General features: G+C 74.4%; 13 protein-coding genes. 4 read left to right on the top strand and 9 right to left on the bottom strand.

The window, feature by feature from the left end; all coding sequences use genetic code 11:
- Window positions 1-26 precede the first annotated feature (26 nt).
- Together ACFWN3_RS12850 and ACFWN3_RS12855 are read right to left on the bottom strand one after the other, a co-directional pair.
- Window positions 27-1,673 (bottom strand): cation acetate symporter, encoded by a 1,647-nt coding sequence (locus ACFWN3_RS12850; protein WP_377640172.1) that lies wholly within the window; start codon window positions 1,671-1,673, stop codon window positions 27-29.
- Window positions 1,674-1,675: 2 nt separating this feature from the next.
- Window positions 1,676-2,014, bottom strand: a complete 339-nt coding sequence (locus ACFWN3_RS12855) for a DUF485 domain-containing protein (RefSeq protein WP_377640174.1) — start codon at window positions 2,012-2,014, stop codon at window positions 1,676-1,678.
- Between the two features lie 211 nt (window positions 2,015-2,225).
- On the opposite strand from ACFWN3_RS12855, the gene tdh reads away from it, so the two are divergent.
- Window positions 2,226-3,266, top strand: a complete 1,041-nt coding sequence (gene tdh, locus ACFWN3_RS12860; RefSeq protein WP_377640176.1) for an L-threonine 3-dehydrogenase — start codon at window positions 2,226-2,228, stop codon at window positions 3,264-3,266.
- Window positions 3,267-3,287: 21 nt separating this feature from the next.
- On the opposite strand, the gene ACFWN3_RS12865 is transcribed toward tdh, so the two are convergent.
- Genes ACFWN3_RS12865 through ACFWN3_RS12875 form a run of 3 tightly spaced genes read right to left on the bottom strand, consistent with a single transcriptional unit; the run spans window position 3,288 to window position 6,549 of the window.
- A complete protein-coding gene (locus ACFWN3_RS12865) occupies window positions 3,288-3,992 on the bottom strand; it encodes a glycosyltransferase (RefSeq protein ID WP_377640178.1) in 705 nt (234 codons plus the stop codon).
- Window positions 3,989-5,398, bottom strand: a complete 1,410-nt coding sequence (locus ACFWN3_RS12870) for a PIG-L family deacetylase (RefSeq protein ID WP_377640180.1) — start codon at window positions 5,396-5,398, stop codon at window positions 3,989-3,991. Before ACFWN3_RS12870 ends, ACFWN3_RS12865 begins: the two co-directional genes overlap by 4 nt.
- Window positions 5,395-6,549, bottom strand: a complete 1,155-nt coding sequence (locus ACFWN3_RS12875; protein ID WP_377640182.1) for an acyl-CoA dehydrogenase — start codon at window positions 6,547-6,549, stop codon at window positions 5,395-5,397. Before ACFWN3_RS12875 ends, ACFWN3_RS12870 begins: the two co-directional genes overlap by 4 nt.
- Window positions 6,550-6,689: 140 nt before the next feature.
- On the opposite strand from ACFWN3_RS12875, the gene ACFWN3_RS12880 reads away from it, so the two are divergent.
- Window positions 6,690-7,883, top strand: coding sequence for a glycine C-acetyltransferase (locus ACFWN3_RS12880; protein WP_377640184.1), 1,194 nt, complete (start codon window positions 6,690-6,692; stop codon window positions 7,881-7,883).
- A 39-nt stretch (window positions 7,884-7,922) separates the two neighbouring features.
- On the opposite strand, the gene ACFWN3_RS12885 is transcribed toward ACFWN3_RS12880, so the two are convergent.
- Genes ACFWN3_RS12885 through ACFWN3_RS12900 form a run of 4 tightly spaced genes read right to left on the bottom strand, consistent with a single transcriptional unit; the run spans window position 7,923 to window position 11,840 of the window.
- A complete protein-coding gene (locus ACFWN3_RS12885; protein ID WP_377640186.1) occupies window positions 7,923-9,455 on the bottom strand; it encodes a cation acetate symporter in 1,533 nt (510 codons plus the stop codon).
- Window positions 9,452-9,835, bottom strand: a complete 384-nt coding sequence (locus tag ACFWN3_RS12890) for a hypothetical protein (RefSeq protein WP_377640187.1) — start codon at window positions 9,833-9,835, stop codon at window positions 9,452-9,454. Before ACFWN3_RS12890 ends, ACFWN3_RS12885 begins: the two co-directional genes overlap by 4 nt.
- A gap of 2 nt (window positions 9,836-9,837) precedes the next feature.
- The gene (locus ACFWN3_RS12895; protein ID WP_377640188.1) at window positions 9,838-10,620 is read right to left on the bottom strand and encodes a LytR/AlgR family response regulator transcription factor; all 783 of its coding nucleotides are present in this window, start codon (window positions 10,618-10,620) and stop codon (window positions 9,838-9,840) included.
- A gap of 23 nt (window positions 10,621-10,643) precedes the next feature.
- The gene (locus tag ACFWN3_RS12900) at window positions 10,644-11,840 is read right to left on the bottom strand and encodes a sensor histidine kinase (protein WP_377640190.1); all 1,197 of its coding nucleotides are present in this window, start codon (window positions 11,838-11,840) and stop codon (window positions 10,644-10,646) included.
- A 51-nt stretch (window positions 11,841-11,891) separates the two neighbouring features.
- Between ACFWN3_RS12900 and ACFWN3_RS12905 the strand changes: the two genes are divergently transcribed.
- Window positions 11,892-12,782: a thioesterase family protein gene (locus tag ACFWN3_RS12905; protein ID WP_377640192.1), complete on the top strand. Its 891-nt coding sequence runs from the start codon at window positions 11,892-11,894 to the stop codon at window positions 12,780-12,782.
- Between the two features lie 124 nt (window positions 12,783-12,906).
- Window positions 12,907-13,749, top strand: a complete 843-nt coding sequence (locus tag ACFWN3_RS12910) for a Fic family protein (RefSeq protein WP_377640194.1) — start codon at window positions 12,907-12,909, stop codon at window positions 13,747-13,749.
- The last annotated feature ends 236 nt before the right edge of the window (window positions 13,750-13,985 follow it).

The following is a 13,985-nucleotide window of genomic DNA, read 5'->3' on the forward strand; positions in this document are numbered from 1 at the left end:
CGCCGGACGCCTCCCGGGTCAGGCGGTCAGTGGTCGACCGCCTTGCCGACCCCGTGACCGGTGAGGCTGCGGACCTCCATCTCGGCGTACTTCATCGCGTTGTGCTCCTTGCTCGTGACCGAGCCGAGCCAGCCGAGGAAGAACGCGAGCGGGATGGACACCAGGCCGGGGTTGTCGAGCGGGAACCAGTGGAAGTCGATCGCCGTGTTGGTGATCATCGACTGGCTGGGACCGCCCTCGACGAGCGGGGGCTTGCCGGAGACGACGGGGCTGAAGACGATCAGGCCGATCGCGCTGACGAGGCCGCCGTAGATCGACCACAGGGCGCCACGGGTGTTGAAGCCCTTCCAGAACAGCGAGTAGAGGATCGTCGGCAGGTTGGCGCTTGCCGCGACGGCGAAGGCCAGGGCCACGAGGAACGCGATGTTCTGGCTCTTGGCGAGGATGCCGCCGAGGATGGCGACGATGCCGATGACGATGGCCGCGATCCGGGCGACCCGGACCTCGCTGCCCTCCGTGGTGACGCCCCGCTTGAAGACCTCCTTGTAGAGGTCGTGGGCGAAGGTCGCCGACGTCGTGATCGTCAGGCCCGCGACGACCGCGAGGATCGTCGCGAAGGCGATCCCCGAGATGATGCCGAGGAGCACCGAGCCACCGAGCTCGTAGGCGAGCAGCGGTGCGGCCGCGTTGGCCTTGCCGGGAGCGGCGTTGATGGTGTCGGGGCCGACGAGCGCCGCGGCGCCGTAGCCGACGACGAGGGTGAGCAGGTAGAACCCGCCGATGAGCCAGATGGCCCACTCCACCGACTTGCGCGCCTGCTTGCTCGTCGGGACGGTGTAGAACCGCTGGAGGACGTGCGGCAGGCCGGCGGTGCCGAGGACGAGCGCCATCGACAGCGAGATGAAGTCGATCTTCGTCGTGAGCGTCTTGCCGTATTTCAGGCCGGGCTCGAAGAGCTTCTCACCCGCGGTGGGCGACCGGTCGGCCGCGCCCTGGAGCAGCGCCGAGAGGTTGAAGCCGTACTTGCCGAGGACCCAGATCGTGATGACGAACGTGCCCGCGATGAGGAGGACGGCCTTGATGATCTGCACCCAGGTCGTGCCCTTCATCCCGCCGATGAGGACGTAGGCGATCATCACGGCGCCGACGACGGCGATGACGAGGTCCTGGGCGAGCTCGCCGCTGACGCCGAGGAGCAGGGACACGAGGCCGCCCGCACCCGCCATCTGCGCGAGGAGGTAGAAGAACGAGACGCAGATGACCGAGATGGCCGTCGCGATGCGGACCGGGCGCTGCTTGAGGCGGTACGACAGCACGTCGGCCATGGTGAAGCGGCCGGTGTTGCGCAGCAGCTCGGCGACGAGGAGGAGCGCGACGAGCCAGGCGACGAGGAACCCGATGGAGTAGAGGAAACCGTCGTAGCCCTGGAGGGCGATGGCGCCGGCGATGCCGAGGAAGGACGCCGCCGAGAGGTAGTCGCCCGCGATGGCGATGCCGTTCTGGCGGCCGGAGAACGCGCCGCCCCCGGTGTAGTACTCGCCGGCGGTCTTCTTGCCGGACGCGACGCGGATGACGATGACGAGGGTGACGACGACGAACGCCGCGAAGATGGCGATGTTGAGGGCCGGGCTGCCGACCGTGGTGGCGGCGTCGGCCGCGGGGAGGAGGGCCATGGTCAGTGCTCCTTGCGCTCGTCGAGCCGGGCGCCGAGACGGTCGGCGAGGGGGTCGAACTCGCGGTTCGCCCACCGCGCGTAGATGAACGTGATGGCGAACGTCGTGACGAACTGGCCGAGGCCGAAGAGCAGGCCGACGGTGATGTTGCCGGCCACGCGGGTCCCCATGAACCCGGGGGCGAACATCGAGAGCAGGACGTAGAGGAAGTACCAGGCGAGGAAGAACGCGGTCGTCGGGAAGACGAACCCGCGGAACTTGCGGCGCAGCTCCTGGAACTCCGGAGTGGTCTGCAGGGCGAGGTACGCGTCCTCTTGCTGCGTGCGAGCGTCGTTGCTCACGGTCACCTCCAGGGTCGGGTCCGGGGCCGTGCGGCCCGGGTCGTGGCCCAGCGTGCTGGGTGGGTCGGTGGCTGGGAACGCCGCCGTGCGCGCACCGCGCCGGACGGGTCGGGCGGGCGATGTGCGGTGGGTCACGCTGCGGCGAACGGTCCGCCTCGCGCGACGAACGGCAGGCGGCGCGGTCGCGGGGGAGTCGCGGCATGATGGGCGCGTGCGCGCACTCCGGAAGGTCACGGCAGGTCCCGGTCTCGAGCTCGTCGACGTCCCCGAGCCCGAGTGCGGTGACAAGGACGTCAAGATCCGCGTGCTGCGAGCGGGCCTGTGCGGCACCGACCTCCACCTCGAGCAGTGGGACGAGTGGGCCGCCGCGACGGTGCAGGCGCCGATGACCCTCGGTCACGAGTTCTTCGGCGAGGTCGTCGAGGTGGGCGCCGACGTCGACCACGTGGCGGTCGGCGACCGGGTGTCGGGCGAGGGGCACCTCGTGTGCGGGACGTGCCGCAACTGCCGCGCCGGGCGGCGCCACCTGTGCATCAACACCATCGGCGTCGGGGTCAACCGCGACGGTGCCTTCGCCGACTACGTCGTCATCCCGGCGACGAACGCCTGGGTGCAGCCCGCCGACCTCGACCCCGACCTCGGCGCCCTGTTCGACCCCCTCGGCAACGCCACGCACACCGCGCTCCAGTGGCCCGTCGTCGGCGAGGACGTCCTCGTCACGGGCGCCGGCCCGATCGGCGTCATGGCGACAGCCGTCGTCCGACACGCCGGGGCCCGGCGGATCTGCGTCACCGACATGAGCGACGACCGCCTGGCCCTCGCGCAGGCCGCCGGCGCCGACCTCGTGGTCAACGTCGGGGCGGGTGGGTCGCTGCGGGCCGCCCAGGCCGAGCTCGGCATGGTCGAGGGGTTCGACATCGCGCTCGAGATGTCCGGGTCGCCCGCGGCCGTCGAGGACCTCCTCGCCAACATGAACCACGGGGGCCGGGTGGCCCTGCTCGGGCTGCCCAAGGACCGCTACGCCATCGACTGGGGCCGCGTCATCACGCACATGATCACGCTCAAGGGCATCTACGGCCGCGAGATGTTCGAGACCTGGTACCTCATGGGCTCGATGCTCGCCACGTCGCCCGAGCTGCGGCGCGCGGTCTCCTCGGTGGTCACGGGCCGCTACCCGGCCGAGGAGTGGCCGGCCGCGTTCGCCGAGACCCGGTCGGGCACGGGTGGCAAGGTCGTCCTCGACTGGAGCTGACGCGCGTGGTGGCCCGGTGCGTCAGCCGGTGCCGGTCCCGAGGTCGCTGAGGTAGCCGGCGAACCCGGCGCCGACCCGGCTGCGGGAGCGGCCGGACGTCAGCACCCGGGTCGTGTCGGTGGCCACCCACTGCTCGCTCACCGCGCGGACGCGCTCGACGAGGCGGACGTCCTCGCCGAGACGCAGCGGCCCGAAGCCACCGACCTCGCGCCAACGGCTCGCTCGCACACCGAGGTTGGCGCCGTGGACGTGCTCGTGCCCCTCGACGAGCTGGTGGCGGGCGTGCCACGCGGCCAGCATCTCGGGCCGGTCCACGCCGACGGGCTCGGCGGTGCCGACGACGAGGTCGAGACCCTGGTCGGCCCAGCGCACCTGTCGCAGGAGCCACCGCGGGGGGACGACGGTGTCGGCGTCGGTGCAGGCGAGCCAGGTCGTCGACTCCTCCGGAGCGCCGAGCACCTCGAGCCCGCGCGCGACCGCGGCGTCCCTCGCCGCGCCCACCCCGTCGCCGGCGAGCGTCGTGACGGCGACGCCGGCCTCCGCCGCGACGCGGGCCGACCCGTCCGTGCACCCGTCGAGGGCGACGGCGACGGCGACGCGGACGTCGGGACGGGCCGCCTCGAGGACGGCGACGGCCGCCGAGAGCGCGCGCAGGGACGCCGGGAGCAGCGCCTCCTCGTCGCGGGCGGGGACGGCGACGACGACGTGCGTGATGCCGGCGGTCATCCGCGGCCCTCCCGGAGGGCGAGCGAGGGGCCGTCGCCCCAGACCTCGATGCGCAGGTCCTCGTCGGCGTAGCTCGCCCGGCGGTGCAGGCCCAGCTGCGAGGCGGCCTGGTCGTGGACGAGGCGGCCGTCGAGCGGGACGTCGGTCGTGGGGTGCTGCCAGTGGCAGAGCAGGAGCTCACCCCCGGGAGCCAGCGCCGCCGCGCACCGCCGCAGCGTGGCGAGGAGCTCGAGCGGGGTGAGGAAGTAGCCGACCTCCGACAGGACGACGAGGTCGAAGGGGCCGGCCGGCAGGTCGTGGGGCGCGGTGCCCTCGTGGACCTCGGCGGAGGGCGCCCGGGTTCGGGCCGCTCGCACGGCGCGAGGACTGGTGTCGAGGGCGACGACGGCGTCAGCGCGCCGCAGGAGCTCGGCCGTGAGCCGTCCGTCGGCGCAGCCCACCTCGAGGACCCGCCCCAGCTGCCGGTGACCCAGGACGCCGAGGACGAGCGCCCGCCGCCGGTCCTCGTAGAACGAGCCCTCGAGCTGCCACGGGTCGTCGCCGCGGTCGTACATGGCGTCGAGGGTCGCGGTGCGGCCGAGAGGTCGGTCGGACCGGGCGGCCTCGGAGAGGACGGGGAGGACGCCGGCCGGGTCGAGCAGGACCTCGAGCAGCCGGTGGGCCCGCTCGAGGACCGGCCCGCCGAGGACCGCGGCCCCCGCGCCGGTGGCGTCGCCGGCCTCGGGTCCTCCACGGGGCGTCGTCTGGGTCCGGAACTCCTCGAGCGCGGACCGCTTCCGTTGCAGGGCCTCCCGCGAGGGCTCCACCGCGACGAGCAGCTGCCAGGGCAGGTCGTCGGGGGTGCTCCAGTGCCAGAGCCAGATCGGGTAGTGCGCCGCGGCGGCGCCGCTCGACGCGGCCGCCGCGGCGGCGGCCCGGCCGAGGGCGTCGTGGTCGGCGTGGCCGTCGGCCACCCACGGGGCGATGACGAGCGTCTGCGGCCCGCAGGCCTGGGCCACGGCATCCCGCAGGCCGGTGCCGGCGCGGTCGAGCCGGGTGTCGGGGAGGCCGAGGTGGGTGACCCGGGCGCCGGGGGCGAGCAGGCGCAGGGCCCCCTCGACCTCGTCCCGACGGCGAGCGGCCAGGGCGGCGCGGGCGGCGTCGTCGGCGACCGGGTGGGACCGCTCGCCGTCGGTCGCGACGAGCACGTGGAGGGAGGCGCCGGCGTCGGAGAGGTCGGCGAGCAGCCCTCCGACACCGAGGGTCTCGTCGTCGGGGTGCGCCGCGACGACGAGCACCTCGGTGAAGCGCCGGAGCACGGCGTCGAGGTCGAGGACCCCGACACCGTCCCACCGGTCGGAGCCGAGCCAGGTGGCCTCGCTCGTGCCGGTGTCGGTGTGGTGGAACGACGGGGCCTCCGTCGTCACGTCGCCGCCCCGTCGCGGGAGGGGGACGCCTCGAGGGGAGGGGCGACGAGGGCGCCGAGGGCGGCGAGGTCGCGCTCCGCGTGGTGCTGGCGGAGGTAGAGGGTCAGGTCGGCGACCCGCCCGGCGTGCTCGGGGTCGAGGGCGAGGGGGCCGGGGCCGAGCGCGTGCCCGACCCGGGCCAGCACCTCCTCGGCGGCCGCGGCCACCTGGGCCCGCACCCGGGCGGCGAGCAGCCGGCCCTCCTCGCCGTCGGCGCGGCCCTCGTCGATGGCGGTGGCGGCGTGGCGCAGGGCCACGAGCGCGCCGTCGAGGACGGCCTCGCAGGCCCCGAGGTGGAGCAGGGCGATCTGGTCGGGCCGCCGGGTCCGGGCCGTGCTCCACAGGCGGCCGGCGACGGCCGCGGCGCCCCCGAACCACACGGCCGCCACCCCGATGCCACCCCAGGCGAACCCGGGGCGCTCGAGGTACCAGCCCGGCTCGCCGACCGGTGTGGCGGGGACGTCGACGAAGGTGACCGTGCTCGTCGTGACGTCCCGCAGGCCGCGGGGGGCCCACGCGGTGGGGTCGACCGACACGCCGCCGTCGCGCAGGGCGACGGCGAACAGCCGAGGCGGTCCGTCGGCGACCGAGGCCGTGACGAGGGCGTGGGAGAGGTGGTCGGCCAGCGAGCACCACGGCTTGGTGCCGGAGAGGACCCAGTCACCGCGGGCGTTCCCGTCGGCCGGACCGGTGGAGCCCGCCGGACCGGCGGAGCCCGCCGGGGCGCCGGCCAGGGTCGTGCCGGGGGGCGCGGCCGCCCAGACACCCCAGCTCCCGCCCTCGGGGACGGGGTGAGCCGCCTGGTCGAGGATGGCGAGCGCGTCCCAGTGCGGCTCCACGGTGCGCGCGGTCGTGAGGTCGACGGCCCCGAGCGTCGCGAGGGCCGAGAACACGCGCCAGGTGTCGCGGCCGACGTCAGGGGCCAGGTCGCCGAGGGAGCGCGCGAGGTCGACCGACCCGTCGACGTCCCCGGCCACCTCCCCGGCGGCGGCAGCGAGCCCGGAGTCGCCCCACCGTGCGAAGGACCAGGCGTGCGAGGGCACGTCGGCCGTCGCGGCGCCGGAGGTGTCGGTCGAACCGGTGGTCGCTGTGGTGTCGGTCGTGGTCCCCATCCGCACCCACCTACCCGTTCGGCCGCCCGTCACACCCGCTCACGGACGAGGGCCGGCTGTGCGACGTGGTGTCCCCGCGCGACGGGCCTAGGCTGGTCGGTCGGCGACCCCCGACGAACCCCCGACCCCGAGGAGGACCCGTGTACGGCGCGGTGAAGGACCAGCTGGCAGCCACCCTGGCCGAGATCGAGGAGGCGGGCCTGTACAAGCGCGAGCGCGAGCTGACGACGGCGCAGTCCTCGCACGTCGCGACGACGGGGGGCGAGGCGCTGAACTTCTGCGCCAACAACTACCTGGGCTTCGCCGACCACCCCGACGTCGTCGGCGCGAGCAAGGCGGCCCTCGACGAGTGGGGCTTCGGGATGGCCTCGGTCCGCTTCATCTGCGGCACCCAGACCCAGCACACCCTCCTCGAGGAGCGTCTCTCGCAGTTCCTCGAGGCCGAGGCGACGATCCTCTACAGCTCGTGCTTCGACGCGAACGGCGGTGTCTTCGAGGTGCTCTTCGGCGCCGAGGACGCGATCGTCTCCGACGAGCTCAACCACGCGTCGATCATCGACGGGATCCGCCTGTCCAAGGCCGCCCGGTACCGGTACCGGAACGCCGACATGCGCGACCTGCGCACCCAGCTGGAGGCGGCCCGGGCCGCGGGTGCCCGGCGCGTGTGCGTCGTCACCGACGGCGTCTTCTCGATGGACGGCTCCTACGCTCCGCTCGACGAGATCTGCGACCTCGCCGACGAGTTCGAGGCGATGGTGCTCGTCGACGACAGCCACGCGGTGGGCTTCGTCGGTGACGGAGGGCGCGGCACCCCGGAGCTCTACGGCGTCCTCGACCGCGTCGACATCATCACCGGCACCCTCGGCAAGGCGCTCGGCGGCGCGTCAGGGGGCTACGTCTCGAGCCACCGTGAGGTCGTCGAGCTCCTCCGCCAGCGCTCGCGCCCGTACCTGTTCTCCAACTCGGTGGCGCCCGCGGTCGTGGCCGGCTCGCTCAAGGCGCTCGAGCTCGTCTCCGGGTCGAGCGAGGCGCGGGAGACGTTGCGCCGCAACGCCTCCCTCTTCCGCGAGCTGATGGAGGCCGCCGGCTTCGAGCTCCTGCCGGGGTCGCACCCCATCACGCCGGTGATGTTCCCCGGGGACGACGGCGCCCGCCGGGCGGCCCAGATCGCCGACCACATGCTCGGCAACGGCGTGTACGTCATCGCGTTCTCCTTCCCGGTCGTCCCGCGGGGGAAGGCGCGCATCCGGGTGCAGCTCTCGGCGGCGCACTCCGAGGACGACGTCCGGCGCTGCGTCGACGCCTTCGTCGCCGCCCGCGACGCGGTCGGCTGACGCCCGCCCGATCCCGGGCCCTGGTCCGGCTTCCTGCCGTCAGTCGCGGACCCGCGACCGGGCGAGGGCGACCCGCTCCGGGGTGTGCAGGCGCACCATCGTGCGGGTCGTGCCGGCGGGGACGCTGCCCGGCGTCGCGAGGGACACGATGACGGACGTCGCGATGGCGAGCGGGGTCGCCCACAGGGCGGGGTTCGCGAGGAGGGCGCCGGTCCAGCCGCCGAGGTCGCCGAGCACCATCGTCGCGACGATGGCGCCACCCGCGCTGGTCGCCCCGACGAGCAGCCCGGCCATGGCGCCCTTCGTCGACAGCCGGCGCCACCAGACCCCGAGCATGATGACGGGCGCGAAGGTGGCGGCGGCCACGGCGAACGCGAGGCCGACGGTCGTCGCGAGGCCGAGCGGCTCGGTGAGCCGGCTCAGCCCGTAGGGGAGCGCGACCGCGAGGACGGCGGCGACCCGGAAGCCGCGGACGCCGGGGACGTCGCCGCCCGCGAAGCGGGACAGCCGCGGGCGGAGGAGCTCCTGGTCGATGACGCCGGTCACCGACATCGCGAGCCCCGACGCCGTGGAGAGGAACGCGGCGAAGGCGCCCCCCGCGAGCATCGCCGTCAACAGCTGTCCGGCGAGGCCGTCGACGAGCGTCCCGGGCAGCCGGAGGACGATCGTGTCGGAGCCGATCCCGGGTGGCAGCTCGGGGAAGGCCACCCGGCCGAGGGCGCCGTACACGGGCGGGAGCAGGTAGAACACCCCGAGCAGCGCGATGACGGTGACGGTGGTGCGGCGCGCGCCCGTGCCGTCGGGGTTGGTGTAGTAGCGGACGAGGACGTGCGGCAGCCCCATCGTCCCGAGGCAGAGGGCCAGCACCGTGGAGGCGGTCCGGTAGGCGGGGTGGTCGTCGGGGCCGTTGGGGGCCAGCGGGATGCTCCACGTCGGGTCCACCTGCGGTACAGGGCCGCCCGAGCGGAACCACAGCGCGAGGAGGACGAAGGCCGGCACGGCGAGCGCCGTCAGCTTGATCCAGTACTGGACGGCCTGGACGAAGGTGATCGAGCGCATCCCCCCGGCCCCGACGGCGAGGGCGATGACGACCATCACGATGAGGCCCCCCACCCATCCCGGGGCGCCCGTCACGAGGGTCAGGGTGATGCTCGCGCCCTGGAACTGCGGGACGAGGTACAGCCAGCCGATCCCGATGACGAGGACGCACGACACGAGCCGGATGGCGCGCGACCCGAGGCGCGCCTCGGCGAAGTCGGGCAGGGTGTAGGCGCCGGACCGCCGCATCGGCGCCGCGACCATGACGAGGAGGACGAGGTAGCCGAGCGTGTAGCCCACCGGCAGCCAGAGCATGTCGATGCCCTGGTCGTAGATGAGCCCCGCGACGCCGAGGAAGCTTGCGGCCGAGAGGTACTCGCCGCCGATCGCGCTCGCGTTGAGGCGGGGCGAGACGGTGCGGCCGGCGACGTAGAAGTCGCTCGTGCGCCGGGACAGCCGCAGCCCCAGCCCGCCGACGGCGAGGGTCGTGAGGCAGACGAGGACGACGGCGAGAAGCGACAGCGGGTGGCTCACGACGACTCGACGACCTCGGCGAAGTCCTGCTCGATCCGTTCGGCCTGCCGGGTGTACCACCACGCGAGGAACCACGCGGTGGGGTAGACGAGGACGCCCAGGACGAGCCACGGGAAGGGCAGTCCGGCGATCGTCAGCGTCCGCGTCGCCGGGACGAGGGCGAGGACGACGGGCAGCGCGGTGAGCCCGACGACCATCAGCGCGAGGACGGCGACGGACAGCCGCAGCTGGGCGCGCATCAGGCCGGCGAGGTAGACGTCGCCGAGCCCGGTCTGCTCGTCGAGCTCGCGGGCCACCGGTCGCGAGCGCATCGTCGCCGCACCCTTGCGCGAGCTCGTGACGCGGACCCGGGGCGGCGGGCTGCCCGAGGGGGTCGTCACGCTCAGGCGCCGGTCGGGCGGCGGTCGCCGATGGGGCGGCGCAGGAGCGTGTCGCGCAGCTCCTTGGTGTGGCGGCGGCTCACCTGGAGCTCGACGTCGCCGACCCGGACCGCGCAGCGACCGTGGTCCATCCGGACCTCGACGACGTGCGGCAGCGCGACGAGGGTGCTGCGGTGGATGCGGACGAAGCCGAACTCGCCCCATCGTTCCTCGAGGACGCTCAGCGGCACCCGCACGAGGTGCGAGCCACGGTCGGTGTGCAGGCGCGCGTAGTCGCCGTGGGCCTGGGCGTAGCGGACCTGGCTGCGGGTGATGAACCGCGTGACGCCCCCGAGCTCGACGGGGATCGTCTCGTCCTCGATCGTGGCTGCCGGCGCCGGTTCGTCGCTGCCGGAACGGCGTTCGTCGCGAGCGGCGACCACCCGGCGGATGGCCTCGCCGAGGCGCTCTGCCCGCACGGGCTTCATCACGTAGTCGGTGGCGGCGAGGGCGAAGGCGTCGACCGCGTGCTCGTCGTGGGCCGTGACGAAGACGATCTGCGGGCGGACCGAGAAGCGCGCGATGACCCGGGCCAGGGCCATGCCGTCGAGCCCCGGCATCGAGATGTCGCTGAAGACGACGTCGACGTCGCGCGAGTCGAGCACCTGGAGCGCCTCGGTGCCCGACGACGCGGTGATGACCTCGCCGATGCGCTCGTCGCGACCGAGGAGGTAGTCCAGGTCGGACAGCGCCGGCATCTCGTCGTCGACGACGAGCGCGGTGAGTCCCACGGCGGTGGTGGACATGGACGGCAGCCTACGACCCGTCGTCAGGACCCGGCGTGGATGCCCGGCGCGAACTTCGGCACCCGGAAGGTCACCCGCGTCCCGGCCCCGACGGCGGTCTCGACGACGAGGCCGAAGTCGTCGCCGTAGACCTGGCGCAGTCGGGCGTCGACGTTCCCGAGGCCCACGGAGTCGCTGGCGTGGGCGCCGTCGAGGATCTGGCGCACCCGGTCCGGGTCGGTGCCGACCCCGTCGTCCTCGATGCTGATCTCGGCGCCGGACCCGAGGTCGCTGGCGGTGATGGTGAGGTGCCCGACGCCCTCCTTCGCGGCCAGGCCGTGGCGGACCGCGTTCTCCACCAACGGCTGCACGGCCAGGTAGGGGAGCGTGACCGGCAGCACCTCGGGGGCGATGAGCAGCGAGATCTGCAGCCGCTCGCCGAAGCGGGCCTGCTCGAGGACGAGGTAGCGCTCGACGTTGCGCAGCTCCTCGGCGAGGGTCGTGAAGGGGCCCCCGCTGCGCAGCGCGTAGCGGGTGAAGTCGGCGAAGTCGATGAGCAGCTCGCGGGCCCGGTCGGGGTCGGTGCGCACGAACGAGGCGATCGCGGCGAGGCTGTTGTAGATGAAGTGGGGGCTGATCTGGGCCCGCAGGGCGCGCAGCTCGGCCTCCATGACGCGGGTGCGGGTGCGCGCGAGCTCGGCGAGGGCGAGCTGGCTCGCGACCCACGCGGCGACCTCCTCGGTGGCCCTCGCGAGGCCGGGAGAGGGGTGCTCGGTCCACGCGGTGAGCGTGCCGACGACGAGGTCGTCCATGACGAGCGGTGCGGTGACCGCGCTGCGCAGGGGGCAGTCGGGGCGGCTGCACGTGACGACGTCGGAGCCGTGGACGACGGTGCGGCCGGAGACGCGGGTGTCCTCGCCGAGGGCGTGGGCGCTCGAGCGGTGGTGTTCTCCGATGCCCGTCCAGGACAGGACCGTGGCGGCGTCGGAGACCGAGACCGCGTGGGCCCCGAGGATCGACAGGAGGTGCTTGCCCGCGCGCTCGGCGGCCTCGGGCGTCAGGCCCTCGCCGAGGTGCTGGCTCGCGAGCGACGCCGTGTGCAGCGTGTTGTACGTGGCCCGGTCGACCGCGGAGAGGAAGCCCCGTCGGCGGCTGCGGCGCAGGAGGAGGACCCCCAGCCAGAGCAGGAGCATCGTGCCCGCGACGAGGACCGCCGTCGGCCAGTGGATGCTTCCCGTCATGGGGTCACCCTAGGGTCGGGCTGACGCCGTACCCCGCGACGAGGAGGACCCGTGACCGAGCTCGACGACGCCCTGGCGCTCACGTGGGAGGGCGGAGACCGGCCCGCTCCACCGGCGGTCGGGGCCGTCGTCGTCGGTCGCGGCGCCCTGACGGAGGGCTGGCTCATCGGGCACGCCGTCAACGGCGGCCTGCTCATGGCGCTCGCCGCCCACGCCGCGTCGGAGGTGCTCGACGGGGCTGGGCACGCGGCGCCGCTGACGTGGGGCAGCCACTTCCTCTCGGCGGCCGTCGTCGGTCCGGTGGAGGTCCACGTCGAGCCGCTGCGCCTCGGCCGGAGCGTGTCGACGGTGTCGGTGCGGGTCCTCCAGGATGCCGGTTCCGCTGCGGTGGAGCGGGTCCGGTTCGTCGGGACCTTCGGCGACGTGGGCCGCACCGAGCCGGTGCGGCGCGCCCCGGCTCCGCCGTCGATGCCGCCACCCGACGAGTGCCTTCCGGCCCGGCGCGACGCCTCGCCCGTCGCGCAGGGCATCGTCATGCTCGACCGCCTCGACGTGCGGGTCGATCCCGCGACCGCGGGGTTCGCGGTCGGCCGACCGACCCGGCGCGGCGTCATCAGGGCGTGGTTGCGGATGGCCGACGGGCGCGAGCCGGACGTCGCGATGCTGCCCTACGCCGTCGACGCCCTCATGCCGGTGTCCTTCGACCTCGGCGTGCCCGGGTGGGCGCCGACCCTGGAGCTCACCGGGCAGGTGCTCGGGACGCCGTCGGCCGGGTGGCTGGCGGTCGAGCTGACGACCGACACGGTCGTCGGTGACCTCGTCGTCGAGGACGCCTGCGTGTGGGACGCCTCCGGCCGGCTCGTGGCCCGCTCCCGGCAGCTCGCCTCGGTCCGCTTCCCGTCCGACGACGGCGCCGCGGAGAACCGCCCGCCCGCTGGCTAGGCTCGCGGTCGTGACCAGTCCCGGCGGCCCCTCGTCCTCCAGGGGAGGCGCGCCCGGTGGTGGCGTGAGCGGAGGCGGCGTTCGCGGTGGCGGTGTGCGCGGTGGCGGTGTGAGCGGTGGCGGTGTGAGCCCTGCCGTCGAGGCCGTCGCCCGCCTCGCGGACCTGCCCGGCATCCCCGAGCAGGTCGACGCCGCGCGCGAGGCGTGCACCGCCCTCCGCTGGCACCACGCGCTGCGGCGCCGCATCCCGGAGGCCGCCGCCGAGTCGCGTGTGCGCGGCGCCGCGGCGAGCGGTGAGCTCGAGGGAGCGTCGCTGCCCGTCGACGTCGTGCGCGACATCGTCCGCGGCGCCTCGACGTGGTCGCCCCGCCCCGACCCGGTCGAGCTGACGATGCGCGGGGTGGTCGCGGCCACGGCGGAGACGGAGCACGTCGCGCCGGTCGTCCTCACGGCCCCCCTCCAGGCGCTCGCCCGGTTGCACACCGCCGCGGCCTCGGGGCTCCTCGACGCCGGGGCGCTCGGGCGGCCGCGCCAGCCGGGCGAGGAGTCGGCCGAGCTCGCCGACCTCGGCCCGGCCCCCGACGGCGCGCAGGTCGCGGCCAGGCTCCGCGGGGTCGTCGAGGTCCTGCTCGCGACCCCGCGGCTACCGGTCGTCGTGGCCGCGGCCGTGGTCCACGCCGAGCTCGCGACGGTGCGGCCGTTCGTCCGGGGCAACGCGGTGGTCGCCCGTGCGCTCGACCGCGCCCTCGTGCGGGTCGGCGGCCTCGACCCCACCGGTGTCGCCGTGACCGAGCACGGTCACGGTGCCGGGGGCGGGGCGGCCTACCTCGGCGCCCTGGCCGCCTACGGGCGTGGGGACGTGGCCGGCGTCGGGCTGTGGATCTCGCACTGCTGCACCGCGGTTCGCGCTGCCGCCGACGAGGGGACGCGCATCGCCGACGCGGTGTCGGCCGGTCGTCTCTCCTAGCGCTTGCCGCCGCCCCGGGGCGGGAGTACAACAGGAGGTGCAGAGGTCCTCGGACCGACGCATCCGTACTACCGCGAAACGAACGGGTACCCACGCGAGGGCAGTCCACTGATGGACCGATCGTGGTGGGCTCGACCCACCACGACGACGGCATGGAGCACGCCTGGTCGCCCGTGAGGTCCGCGGCGGGACGACGCCTCCACCCGGCACCCGGATGGAGGCGTCGTCGTGTGCCT

The organism is Oryzobacter terrae, assembly GCF_042756445.1.
GTDB classification, from domain to species: Bacteria; Actinomycetota; Actinomycetes; order Actinomycetales; family Dermatophilaceae; genus Oryzobacter; species Oryzobacter terrae.